Annotated in this window: 9 protein-coding genes; all 9 read left to right on the top strand. The window is 72.4% G+C overall.

What is annotated here, in order from left to right; genetic code table 11:
- Positions 1-883 precede the first annotated feature (883 nt).
- The 9 genes from ACTIGN_RS10755 (at position 884) to ACTIGN_RS10715 (ending at position 12,465) form a co-directional block, all read left to right on the top strand.
- Positions 884-2,725, top strand: coding sequence for a protein kinase domain-containing protein (locus ACTIGN_RS10755; RefSeq protein ID WP_439623639.1), 1,842 nt, complete (start codon positions 884-886; stop codon positions 2,723-2,725).
- 32 nt (positions 2,726-2,757) lie between these two features.
- Positions 2,758-6,432, top strand: a complete 3,675-nt coding sequence (locus ACTIGN_RS10750; protein WP_439623637.1) for a tetratricopeptide repeat protein — start codon at positions 2,758-2,760, stop codon at positions 6,430-6,432.
- A 162-nt stretch (positions 6,433-6,594) separates the two neighbouring features.
- Positions 6,595-6,795 (top strand): hypothetical protein, encoded by a 201-nt coding sequence (locus ACTIGN_RS10745; RefSeq protein WP_439623635.1) that lies wholly within the window; start codon positions 6,595-6,597, stop codon positions 6,793-6,795.
- Positions 6,796-6,831: 36 nt separating this feature from the next.
- Positions 6,832-7,338, top strand: a complete 507-nt coding sequence (locus tag ACTIGN_RS10740) for a DUF2924 domain-containing protein (protein WP_439623633.1) — start codon at positions 6,832-6,834, stop codon at positions 7,336-7,338.
- A gap of 65 nt (positions 7,339-7,403) precedes the next feature.
- The gene (locus tag ACTIGN_RS10735) at positions 7,404-8,939 is read left to right on the top strand and encodes a recombinase family protein (protein ID WP_439623631.1); all 1,536 of its coding nucleotides are present in this window, start codon (positions 7,404-7,406) and stop codon (positions 8,937-8,939) included.
- A complete protein-coding gene (locus ACTIGN_RS10730; RefSeq protein WP_439623629.1) occupies positions 8,936-9,376 on the top strand; it encodes a hypothetical protein in 441 nt (146 codons plus the stop codon). The genes ACTIGN_RS10735 and ACTIGN_RS10730 overlap by 4 nt, the downstream gene beginning before the upstream one ends.
- Before the next feature lie 219 nt (positions 9,377-9,595).
- Positions 9,596-10,258, top strand: a complete 663-nt coding sequence (locus tag ACTIGN_RS10725) for a hypothetical protein (RefSeq protein ID WP_439623627.1) — start codon at positions 9,596-9,598, stop codon at positions 10,256-10,258.
- Positions 10,255-12,030 (top strand): hypothetical protein, encoded by a 1,776-nt coding sequence (locus ACTIGN_RS10720; RefSeq protein WP_439623625.1) that lies wholly within the window; start codon positions 10,255-10,257, stop codon positions 12,028-12,030. The genes ACTIGN_RS10725 and ACTIGN_RS10720 overlap by 4 nt, the downstream gene beginning before the upstream one ends.
- A gap of 114 nt (positions 12,031-12,144) precedes the next feature.
- Complete coding sequence (locus ACTIGN_RS10715) at positions 12,145-12,465, top strand: hypothetical protein (RefSeq protein WP_439623623.1); 321 nt, start codon at positions 12,145-12,147, stop codon at positions 12,463-12,465.
- Positions 12,466-12,738: the final 273 nt, after the last annotated feature.

Raw genomic sequence — 12,738 nt, 5'->3', positions numbered from 1 at the left:
ACCTCGGCCCCGGCGCGAGCGGAACGGGAACGCGACCGGGCCGCCGGCCTTCGCGAGCCGCTGCGGACCACGGACCGCTGCTGACCACGTGGTCCGGCCCGGGTGCGGGGGGCGGGGGCACGGGTGCGGGACACTGACCATTCCTTCCCTCGGAGGTGCCTTTCACAACCTTCAGGGATCTGGGCGGTCGGCACTACACCAGAACTACACCAGAACGGCCGCCCCCCTCCCTCGACGCAACCGGGACTGTGCGGGCGTTGGGAACGGGTTCGCGGCGACTACACCACCACTACACCACAACCCGCCCGACTACGCCGAATCTAAGCTGTTTCTTGAGACGCCTGCGACGACTTGACACGCGGGCCGGTCGTGCTAAAACACTGGGAATCCTAGGCGGTTCCGACGATTCCGAAGGGGCATACTGAACGCCTGTTAACCGGCTTGTTGTAGGTCCGAGTCCTACTCGGGGAGCTTTCTGTCCGGTTACGGAACTTCGGCACAGACGGGTTAACGGAGCACCCCGGGGGCGAACCTCCCGGGGTGTGGCCATTTCCCTCTAGAATTCCAAGGGTTTCGCGGTCCCGCGGACGCTCGTCAAAGTCTCAGGTTCGACGGAGATCACTCGGGGTCCGGGTGTAACCCATAGGGTTACACTCGGACCCCGAACGTCTCCCCGAAAAACTCTCAGTGTCTCGGCCCCGAGACGGACACCCCGGTTAACAGCTCCGGGCGTCCGCCGCCCGTGCCCGGGGACGTCTGGCCGGCATCCCCCGCGGGTCGTGGGGCGCCTCCTTCGACCACCCGGCGTCTGGTGTTCCGACCGGCGCTCGCGTACCATCGTGCGTGACGACCGCCGACGGTACCGACCCCCACCGATCACACCATGACCGACGCGCGCGTGGCCGACCTCCTGTCCGTCTGGCGGCGCCGGTCCGCCGCCGGCGACCCCGTCTCGCCCGAGGAGCTGTGCCGGGACGCCCCCGAGCTCCTCGACACGTTGCGCCGACAGATCGAGGCCGCCCGCGCCACGCCGCCCGCGGAAACCACGCCCCACCAGCAGGGCACGGCGGCCGGCGGCACGGTCAGTGACGGCCGGACCCCGGCGTTCGGGCCCTACGTCGTCGTCCGCGAGCTCGGGAGCGGGGGCATGGGTCGCGTCCTCGAGGCCCACGACCCGGCCCTCGGGCGGCGGGTCGCCGTGAAGGAGATCCGCCCCGAGCTGGCGGCCGACCCGGGGGCGCGGGACCGGTTCCTCCGCGAGGCCCGGGCGGCCGCCGCGGTCCGCCACGACCACATCGTCCCCGTCTACCACGTCGGCGAGCGCGACGGGGCCCCGTTCCTCGTCATGCCGCTGCTGGCCGGCGAGTCGCTCGCCGCCCGCCTGGACCGAGGGCCGCTCCCCCCGGGCGACGTCGCCCGGGTGGGGCGGGAGGCCGCGTCGGGGCTGGCGGCGGCCCACGCCGCCGGGCTGGTCCACCGGGACGTCAAGCCGGCCAACCTGTGGCTCGAGGATCCGGACGGGCGGGTCCTGATCCTCGACTTCGGGCTGGCCCGGGCCACCGACGGGGGCGACGCCCTGACCCGCCCTGGGTCGGTCCTCGGCACCCCCGGGTACCTCGCCCCGGAGCAGGCCAACGGGCTGCCCGTCGACGGCCGGGCGGACCTGTTCAGCCTGGGGGCGACGCTGTACCACGCGGCCACGGGGGTGCGGCCGTTCCGGGGGCCGACGCTCACCGCGACGCTCCGGGCCGTCGGCGAGCACCACCCCCCGCCGCCGCGCGAGGTGAACCCGGCGGTGCCGGCCGCGCTCTCGGACCTGATCGTGCGGCTGCTCGCAAAGAGCCCGGCGGACCGGCCCGCGTCGGCCGCCGCGGTCGCCGCGGAGTTGGAGGGGCGCCCGGGCACGGTCACCTTCGCGACGCGGGCCGCGGTGCCCCACGGTGGTCCCCCGCGGAAGCGGCGGGCCTGGGTGGTCGGTGGGGTTGCGGGGGCCCTCGCGCTGGTCGCGGCCCGGGTACTTCTGGGGCCTGCCGGACGCAACGACGCCACCACTCCCACGCCCGCGGACCCGCCCCCGGCCCTCGCCCCGCCGTCGGTCTCGCCTGTTTCAGCGCCGAAGTACCGCGGGTCGATCGACCTGTTGGTGATCCGCGAGAACCTCGATCAACTGCCGGTCCCCGTGCCCCTGTCCGACCCGCGGGCGCTGCCGCTCCGCCCCGGCGACCACTTCAAGGTCGTCGCGGAGGTCGACCCGCCGGCGTACCTGTACCTGTTCTGGATCGACGAGACCGGGGCCGCGACGCCCATGTACCCGTGGACCGGCTTCCAGTGGGGCACGCGGCCGCCGGGCGAGCAGAAGCACGGGCGGCTCGACCTCAAGGACCCGAGGGGCAACTGGTTCAAGATCAGCGGCGACGCCGCGGGCATGGAGACGCTCGTGCTGCTCGCGCGGCCCGAGCCGCTGGCGGCGCCCGAGGCGGAGGTGCGGGGCTGGTTCGACCGGCTGCGGCCGCTGCGGTTCGCGGGCCCGAAGGCCCGCCAGTGGTTCGAGGGGTTCGAGCCGGTGGCCGGCGACCCGGACCGCGCGCCGGACTTCGGGGACGGACCGGGCGAGACCGGCGGCCCGCTGGGGCTGCAGTCGGTTCTCAAGCAGCGGATCGGCGCGGCGGCGGGGTTCGCCCGTGCGGTGAGCTTCGCGCGGCTGGGGAAGCCGGAGTCCAAGTGACCGCCCGCGAGGGCAGAGGAAGTGGGTGCGCCATGACGCGTGTGACACTGCTGGTACTGTGCGGTCTCGTCGGCGCTTGGGCCACGCTCTCGGTTCGCGCCGACGAACCGCCCAAGAAGCTCACCACCGCGGATCGCAAGGAACTCGAAGCCAAGTGGAATGACCTCAACGGCGCTGGGCTTAGGGCGTATGAGGCCGGCAAGTATGCCGACGCGGCAAAGGCGCTTCAAGACGCGCTGGCAGTGGCGCGGCGGTTGTATCCCACGACCGAGTTTTCCGATGGCCACGCGAACCTGGCCACGGGCCTGAACAACCTCGCGTCCGTGTACCGGACCCAGGGGAGGCAGGCCGACGCCGAGCCGCTGTTCAAGGACGCCCTGCTGATGGCCAAGCGGTTGTTCAAGGAGGACCATCCCGACGTGGCACTGGCCCTGAACAACCTGGCGGGCGTGTACCAGGATCAGGGGAAGCTGGCCGAAGCCGAGCCGCTGTTCAAGGACGCCCTGCTGATGGCCAAGCGGTTGTTCAAAGGCGACCACCTCTACGTGGCCCACGGGCTCAACAACCTGGCGTACTTGTACCAGACCCAGGGGAAGTTGGCCGACGCCGAGCCGCTGTTCAAGGACGCGGTGCAGATGACCAGGCGTCTGTGCAAGGGGGACCACCCCGACGTGGCCCGGGGCATGAGCAACTTGGGGGCCCTCTACCGGGAGCAAGACAAGTGGGCCGACGCCGAACCGCTGTTCAAGGACGCCCTGGAGATGACCAAGCGGCTCCATAAGGACGACCACCCCGAGGTCGCCAACTTGCAGAGTAACCTCGCGTCCGTGTACCGGTTCCAGGGCAAGCTGGCCGACGCCGAGCCGCTGTTCAAGGACGCCCTGGAGATGCGGAGGCGGATGTTTAATGGGGTCAACCCCGACACGGCAATCAGCTTGAGCAACCTGGCGGGCGTGTACCAGGCGCGGGGGAAGCTGGCCGACGCCGAGCGGCTGTTCAAGGACGCGTTGCAGATGACCAGGCGGCTATTCAGGGGGGACCACCCCGAGGTAGCCCGGGGCATGAGCAACCTGGCGGGCGTGTATCGAGACCAGGGCAATTTGGCCGACGCCGAGCCGCTGGCCCGGGATGCCCTGCAGATGTGGAGGCGGCTGTTTAAGGGGGACCACCCCGAGGTGGCCCGGGGCATGAGCAACTTGGCGGGCGTGTACCAAGCCCGCGGGAAGCCGACCGACGCCGAGCCGCTGTTCAAGGACGCCCTCCAGATGTGGGGGCGGTTCGTAAAGGGGGACCACCCCGAGATGGCCCTGGCCCTGAACAACCTGGCGGGCGTGTACCAAGACCAGGGCAAGCTGGCGGACGCGGAGCCGCTGCTCCGGGACGCGCTGCAGATACGGAGGCGTCTGTTCAAGGGCGACCACCCCGACGTGGCAGGCAGCCTGAACAACCTGGCGTACGTATACACAGCCCAGGACAAGGTGGCCGACGCCGAGCCGTTGTTCAAGGAGGCGCTCGGCGTGTACACACGCCTGTTCGCGGGAGACCACCCCGCTGTGGCCCGTGGGCTGAGCAATGTAGCGGCGGTGTACCAGGCGCAGGGGAGGCTGGGCGACGCCGAGCCGCTGCTCCGGGACGCGCTGGCGATGACCAGGCGTCTGTTCAAGGGGGACCACCCCGACGTGGCAGGCGGCTTGAACAACACGGCTTCGCTCTACCAGGCGCAGGGCAGGCTGGGCGACGCCGAGCCGCTACTCCGGGACGCGCTGGCGATGCGGAGGCGGCTGTTCCCGGGCGACCATCCCGAGGTGGCGAACAGCCTGAGCAACCTGGCGGGTGTGTACACGGACCAGGGCCGGCCGGCCGACGCCGAGCCGCTGCTCCGGGACGCGCTTCAGATGTACCGCAACCTCGTGGCCGCCCACGCGAGAACCAGATCCGAAGGTGAGGCTCTGACACTCGCGGCCTCCCAGCCACTCGCCCGGGACGGGTTTCTCTCAGCCGTTCGGGCGCGCGGGGCCCGCGCGGCGCACTTCGACCCCACGCCGGCGTACTCCACCCTATGGGTCTCCAAGGGAGCCGTTGCCCGAGTCTTCGAGCAGCGCCAGCAGCAGGCTCGCGCGGCTGTGAAGCCCGAACTGGCTAAGGCCGTTGCGGCCCTCGCCGACGCCCGTCGCCGGCGCGCCGAACTGCTCCTGGCCCCCGCCGCGCCGGACCCCGCCACGCTCGCCCGGCGCGAGGAGGCCCTAAAGACCCACGACGCCACCATCGCCGACCTCACGAGGACGCTCGCGGCGCTACCCGCGGTCGCTCGGGCCGTGCGGCTGAACGAGGCCACACTTCCCGAGTTGCAGAAAGCGCTGCCCCCCGACGCCGTCCTCATCGACTACTTCCGGTACACGTACTTCGAGTTCGACAACGCCAAGCCGGTCGGCCAGAAGAGGCGGAGCACCCCGCGGTACGCGGCGTTCGTGGCGGCCCGCGACAAGGTGGCGTGGGTCGACCTGGGCGCGGCCGAGGGCATCGAGCGCGCCGTGGGGCTGTGGCGGGAGGCGATCACCACGCCGCCGCACGCGGTTCCCGCTGAGCTCCCCGCCAAGGTCCGGGAACTCGTCTGGGAGCCCGTCCGCAGGCACCTGCCGGCGGGGGCCAAGGTGGCGTACGTGTGCCCCGACGCCGAACTCACCCGCGTGCCGTGGGCCGCCCTCCCCGGCGACCGGCCCGGCACGATCCTCCTGGAGGACTACGCGGTCGCGGCCGTTCCCCACGCCCCGTTCCTCCTCGACATGCTGTGGCCGGCGGACCCCCGCGACGGCGCCCCCGCGGGCCTGCTCGCCGTCGGCGGGGTCGCGTTCGCCACCGGAGCGCCTTCGCCGGGGTCGGGCGCGGTCGCTCCCCGCGGCGGGGACCCGCTCGTCGATACCAGGAAGAAGCTGACCTGGCCCGACCTGCCCGGCGCGAAGGTCGAGGCCGAACAGGTCGCCAAGCGGGCGCGCGACCGCAGGCTCGCCGCCGAACTCCTCACCGGACCGGCCGCGTCGGCCGATGCCGTGCTGGCCGCCCTGCCGAGGGCGAAGTACGCCCACATCGCCACGCACGGGTTCTTCGCCGACGCCCAGTTCCGCTCGGTGCTGCAGGTCGACCCGAAGGACTACCACAGGTCCCTGCGGGGCGAGCGGATCGGCCGGGCCGCGAACAGCCCGATGGTGATGAGCGGCCTGGTGCTCGCCGGCGCGAACGTGCCGGGCACCCCGGGCCGGGGGATCGTCACGGGCGAGGCGCTGGTCGACCGGGACCTGAGCGGGCTGGAGCTGGCGGTGCTGTCGGCGTGCGAGACGGGGCTCGGCGAGGTGGCCGGCGGCGAGGGCGTGTTCGGGCTGCAGCGGGCGTTCCACGTCGCCGGGGCGCGGAACGTGGTGGCGTCGCTGTGGAAGGTGCCCGACGCGGTCACGGCGGCCGTGATGGGCGAGTTCTACCGCGCGCTGTGGGACGAGAAGTTGCCGCCGGTGCTCGCGCTCCAGCGGGCCCAACTGGCGGTGTACCGCGCCGACCCGAAGGAGTTCCGGGCCCTGGCCGTGCGCGGCCCCGGCCTCGGCGACGCCAACTTCGACGCGGCGGGCCCGGCGGGCGGCCGGGCGCCGGTGAACGCCAGCGGCAAGAACCCCGCGGTGATCTGGGCGGCGTTCACTCTGTCCGGGGTCGGGCGTTAGGTTCCCTGGTGAACTGGGGCCGCGAGGCCCCAATTGTCCTTGCCACTCTTCCCGACACTTCTTGCGCGTTCGGTGTAGTTAACAGGTAGAGCGTAGTCGTCCGCCAGACAGCCGCCGGTCGCCGAGCGAAGGTCGCTGTGGGCCCACCCCCGAGGTGCCCACGTGACCCCGTACCCCGACCCCGCTGCCCTCACCCCCGACGACCGGCTCCGCGAGCTGGCCCGGCTCCTCGCCGCCGGTCTGCTCCGCCTCGCGCTGCCGGCCACGTACGCCGCCAATTCTGGCCCCGCAGAACCCTCGGAATTCCGCACGAACGACCTTGCGGTCCGCGGCGAGAAGAGCGTCACTGTCCACGCCGGTTGACGCGCCCCGAGACCACCCATTTCCAGGAGACCAACGATGGGAGTGAACGTCGCGAAGGAGGTCGCCGCGCTCCAGCGGATGACCCCCAAGGTCCTCGCCCGCCGGTTCGCCGAGGTGTTCGGCGAGCCCACCAACGCCCGGAACCGCGTGTGGCTGGTCCGCCGCATCGCGTGGCGGCTCCAGGCCCTCGCCGAGGGTGACCTGTCCGACCGGGCGCGGAATCGCGCGAACGAGCTCGCGTGCGACGCCGACCTGCGCCTCAACCCGCCCGCAGCACCACGGGCGCCGGAGCCAGCCGCGGCCGCGGAGCGGACCCGCACCAAGGAGCCCGCTGCCGAGGCGGATTCGCGGCTCCCGGCCCCGGGCACGGTCCTCACCCGCGCCTACAAGGGGGCCACGGTCCAGGTGAAGGTCCTGGCCCGCGGGTTCGAGTACGCCGGTACCGTGTACGGGTCCCTCAGCGCCGTCGCCAAGGCCGTCACCGGGTCCCACTGCAACGGGTTCCTGTTCTTCCGGCTCCACACGAAGGGCAGTGCCGCGTGACCAAATCGATCTCCAAACCGCAGCGGCCTGAGCCCCGCGCGACCGTGAAATTGGTGCGGTGCGCGGTGTACACCCGCAAGTCCACGGAGGAGGGCCTCGAGCAGGAGTTCAACTCGCTCGACGCCCAGCGCGAGGCCGGGGAGGCGTACGTGCGGAGCCAGGCCGGCGAGGGCTGGGCCCTGCTCCCCGACCGGTACGACGACGGCGGGTTCACCGGGGGCAACACCGACCGGCCCGCCCTCCGGCGGCTCATGGCCGACATCGGGGAGGGCCGCGTCGACTGCGTCGTCGTGTACAAGGTGGACCGGCTGTCCCGCAGCCTCCTCGACTTCGCGCAGATGATGCGGACGTTCGAGGACCGCCAGGTGTCGTTCGTCTCGGTGACGCAGCAGTTCAACACGGGCACCTCGATGGGCCGCCTGGTCCTCAACGTGCTCCTGAGCTTCGCCCAGTTCGAGCGGGAGATCATCTCCGAGCGGACCCGGGACAAGATCGCCGCCACCCGCCGCAAGGGCAAGTGGGCCGGGGGCCACCCGGTCCTCGGGTACGACGTCGACCCCAACGGGTACCGCCTGGTGGTCAACACCGACGAGGCCGAGCGGGTGCGGGCCATCTTCGCCCTGTACCTCGAGCACCAGGCCCTGCTCCCGGTGGTGAAGGAACTCGCGGCCCGCGGGTGGGCGGGCAAGCGGTGGGCCACCCGCCGGGGCCCGGAGCGTGGCGGGGAGCCGCTCACCCGCACGAGCCTGTACCGCCTCCTCACCAACCCCGTGTACGTCGGCAAGGTCCGGTACAAGGACGAGGTCCACGACGGCGAGCACCCGGCCATCGTCGACCCCGGGGTCTTCAGCCGCACCGGGGCCCTGCTCCGCCGCAACGGGGCCACCGGCGGGGCCCCCGTCCGCGGGGCGTTCGGGTCGCTCCTCAAAGGGCTACTGAGGTGTACCCCGTGCGGGTGCGCCATGTCGCCCACGCACACCACCAAGGGGGCCCGCCGGTACCGGTACTACGCGTGCGTCGCGGCCCAGAACAAGGGCCGGGCCACCTGCCCCACGAAGGCGGTGCCCGCGGAGCCGGTCGAGCAGTTCGTGGTGGACCAGGTGCGGGCCGTGGGCCGCGACCCGGCGGTGCTCCGCGGGGTCCTCGACCAGGCCCGCGCGGTCCACGCCGAGCGGACCGCCGAGCTCGAGACCGAGGAGCGCGGGCTCGCGAAGGACCTATCCGCGTGGCACCGCGAGGCCACCCGGCTGTCGGTCCAGCTCAAGCCGGGCGGGGACAACGGCGGCGTGGTCGGGCGGCTGGCCGAACTGCACGAGCGGATCGGCACCGTCGAGGGCCGGGTCAAACAGGTCCGGGACCAGATCAAGTCGGTCGCCGGGCAGTTGGTCGACGAGGATCAGGCCACCCGGGCGTTGGCGGCGTTCGACCCGGTGTGGGGCACCCTCACCCCGCGGGAGCAGGCCCGGGTGGTCGGGCTCCTGGTCGAGACCGTCGGGTTCGATGGCCGCACCGGCGCGGTCGCGGTCACCTTCCGCCCCGCGGGGGTCACCACCCTCGCCCGCGAACTGACCCAACACGCCCATGAGGAGGACGTCGCATGAGCCCCACGAACACGCACAGCGCGCCGCTGACGGTGGCGGGCACGGTCCACTTCGACCGGGCCGGCCGCGGGGCCCGCAAGGTACTGCGGCTCGGGCCCGCGCCGGCCGAGCCCGAGCCAGGGCGGGTGCCCCGGGTGGCCCGGCTCATGGCCCTGGCCATCCGGTTCGATCGCCTGTTGCGCGACCGCGACGTCGCGGACCAGGCCGCGCTGGCACGGCTCGGGCACGTCACGCGGGCCCGGGTGAGCCAGATCATGTCCCTCCTGCACCTCGCGCCGGACATTCAGGAGGCGGTCCTGTTCCTCGCGAAGGTCGAGACCGGTCGGGCCCCCCTGCTCCTCCGCGACTTGCTGCCCATCGCCGCCACCCCCGATTGGAAGGCCCAACGGGCCCTCTGGCGAAAGCTGGCGTCGCGGCCGGACCGCGACGCCGAGTGAGTTCGAGAGATTCGAGCCACCGACATTGCGAGGGGAAAGACGTTGCCAACATACTGAACGCGGGTACAAATCCGACTCCTTCCTACCCAGGGGCCACAGGCCATGGGACACAACCGGCTCGGGACCCTTCCCGACACCAGACCCTGGCGACGGGTCGTTGCCCACATCGCCGAGGGCGATAGCGCCGCCGCTGTCGCCTGCGCGACTTCCAGGGCCGCCGTGAACGGACTCTACGAGGGCGCGCGGGACCGCGGTGTGGCCCACGTCGTGTTCCTCATCGCCCGGTCCGCCGCGGCCACGTACCAGAAGGGCTTCTCGGACCGGCTCGCCGGGCTCGGTGTGTTCGTCCCGAACGACCCCGGGCTGTTCGAGTTCACGGCCGCGCTCGTGGCCGCGATGCGGAACTGGTACCAGGCCAACCGGGGGACGCACACCGACCTCTCCAAGATGGCGGTCCTGGCCGGGGCGGAGGCCGTCACGCAGATCGTCGGGGACCGGGCGGCCGGGTTGTTCCCCTCGGGCGGGGAGGTCCACCGGGCCGTTGGGGACTTCGCCACGCGGACCGGCTTCGCCCACCTGGCCCACCAGTTCTTCGGTCGCTTCGTCCGCCGGTTCCTCCTGTACCACCTGAGCCGCGAACTGTCCCAACACGTCGGCGGGAACGGGCGGTTCGCCGACGCCGCCGCGCACACCGCGTTCCTGAGCGAACTCGGGGCGCACTGCGAGGAGGCCGCGCTGATCGTGAAGGTGTTCTCGGGCCGGTGGTACGACCGGCACCGGGTCGAGGAGGGCATCACCGAGGCGCAGGCCCGGGGGTTCTGCCTCCACTGCCTCCGCGACAAGCTCGCACCCGAACTCACCCGCCGGGGGGGCGCGCCATGAGTGACCCGCACCTCGTGCTCTGCGGGGGCCTCCGCCCGGCCGACGCTCCCAGGGGGTGGCGGCGGGCGGACCGGACCGTCCTCCAGGTCGGCCAGGGCGAGAACGTCCACCTCCGGGTCGAGCACCTGGCCCGGACGATGACCGTCAGCGTACCGGACCTCGCGATGGACCTGTTGGAGGTCGCCGCCTACGTCTTCGCCGCGGACCAGTCGCTCGGCCGCGGCGGGACCAGCGGGGTCGATTACGGGGCCGCGTGGCACCGCCGGCTGCGGTTCATCGTCCCGGTCCGCCGCCCGGACCGCTGGCAGCAACCCGCGGTGATGGCCGCCCTCACCTCGGCCCTGAACTTCCTGACCGACGACGAGTACGAGTTCGCGTTCGTCCCCGCCACCAACCCGGCCGTGCCGGCGAGCTGCCTGTTCGATGGGATCGTGCCGGACGGGACCGAGTTCCGGGACGTGGTCCTGTTCTCGGGCGGGCTGAACTCGCTGTGCGGGGCCGTCGAGGAGGTCCTGAGGCACAAGCACCGCGTGGTCCTGGTCAGCCACCGGTCCGCGACCCGGTTGTGGCCGCGCCAGCAGGAGCTGTTCGAGGCGCTCGTGCGCCGGGTGGCGAAGTCGCGGCCCAAGCCGCTCCACGTCGGAGTGACCGTGAACAAGGGGGAGCAACTGAACCGGGAGTTCACCCAGCGGAGCCGGTCGTTCGTGTTCGCGTCGGTCGCGGCCGTCGTGGCCCGGCAGGTGGGCCTGGACCGGATCCGGTTCTACGAGAACGGGGCCACGAGCCTGAACCTGCCCGTGAGCCCCGAACTGGTGGGCGCCCGCGCCTCGCGCACGACGCACCCCCAGTCCCTCCGTCGCTTCGGGGAATTGTTCTCGCTCCTCTTCGACCGGACCTTCGAGGTCCAGAACCCCTACCAGCGGTCAACGAAGGCGGAGATGCTCGCGCGCCTGAAGGCCTGGGGCCACTCCGACCTCTGCAAACTCACGTGCAGTTGCGGGCACATCTGGGCCCAGCCCGAGGGGCAGCCGCACTGCGGCCGGTGCTCCCAGTGCATCGAGCGCCGGGTCAGCGTGCTGGCAGCGGGGCTCACCGACGACGAGGATCCCCCGGACCGGTACGAGTCCGACCCGATCACCGGCGAGCGGGCCGGGCCGGACCTGACGTTCGCCGAGCGCTACGTCGGGGCGGCCCGCGAGGTTGAGAAGTTGCTGACGCCCCGCGCGCTCGCCGCCCGGTACCCGGAGGTGTACGAGGCGATCCCCTACCTCGGGGACCACGCCGACGGTGCCGCCGGCTTGATTCACGACCTGTGCCGGCGAAACGCCGACGGGGTGCTGCGGGCCGTGTGGACTGCGGCGACCGCCCACGCCAACGCGCTGATCCGGCAAGAGATCCCGGCCCGCTCCCTCCTGGGGGCGGCCCTCGGTCGGACCGTTGCCCCGCGGGCCCCCGCCCCACCGCCGGCCCCCGCGGACCGCGGCTTCTCCATCGTCCGCGAGGAGTTCGCGGTCAGGTACAACGGCCACTCGTGCGACCTCGGCAACACGCTCGAGTTCCTGTTCGTCGAGCGGCTCCAGCGGTCCCGGGGGACGTACCTTCCCATCGGGGTCATCGGGAAGGACGTCTGGGACGACGAGACGGTGTCCAAGAACGCGGTCCAGGCCGTCGCGTCCAACCTGCGGCGCAAGCTGAGGCCGCTCGGGCTCCCTGAGGACTTCATCGACGGGAGCCGGAAGGGCCACTACGGGCTCAAGCCCCCGCCCGCCTGAATCTTCCCATCTCAGCGATTTCTCAGCGCCGCCCGTAGCGCCGTCTCAGCGCGCGGTGACATCCTGTTCGTGCCGGTGCCAGTTCGGGCCGGCCGATCACGGAGCACCCGAGTCATGGCCCCTCAGCAGCCGTCCCCGCACCGCGCCCTCACCCCCGCCCGCCGCCGGTTCCTCGACCTCCTGCGGGACGTCGGGTTCGGGCGGGTCCACGCCCTGGCCCTGGTCGCCGGGGACCCGGTCCTCGACCCCCTCCCCCGCGTCACCCGCACGTACAAGTTCGGCGGCGACCACGCCCGGGCCCCGCTCCCCGCCGACCCGGCCCTCAAGCGGGCCCACCTCGACCTGTTCCGCCTGTTCGACGCGATCGGCACTGGGACCCTCGACGAGCTCCTCGTGGCCCACGGGCTCCCGCTCCACGCCGAGCGGACCGGCTAACGCCCACCCAGTCACGACCCCACCACCCGACTTTCGACCGGCCGCAGAGCGGAGGCGAACGTGGGCACCGACCCGGTGTTCGCCGCGCCCCGCCCCCCCCGGTCCCGTCGTGCCCGTTCGCCGTCCCCCCGCGGCCGGAGGAGCGCCTCCGTGCCCCACACGCCCGACGAAGGAGCCGACGACCGCATGTGCCCGCGGGTCGCGGCCATCATCAAGGGCAAGGCCGCCCGGCTGGCCGCCCGGGCCGGGCTCCGGCCCCAGGACCGGGAGGAC

It is taken from the genome of Gemmata sp. (genome assembly GCF_051859125.1).
GTDB lineage: Bacteria > Planctomycetota > Planctomycetia > Gemmatales > Gemmataceae > Gemmata.
Note: the sequence above shows the minus strand (reverse complement) of the source record. Positions and strands in the feature narration are given on the sequence as shown.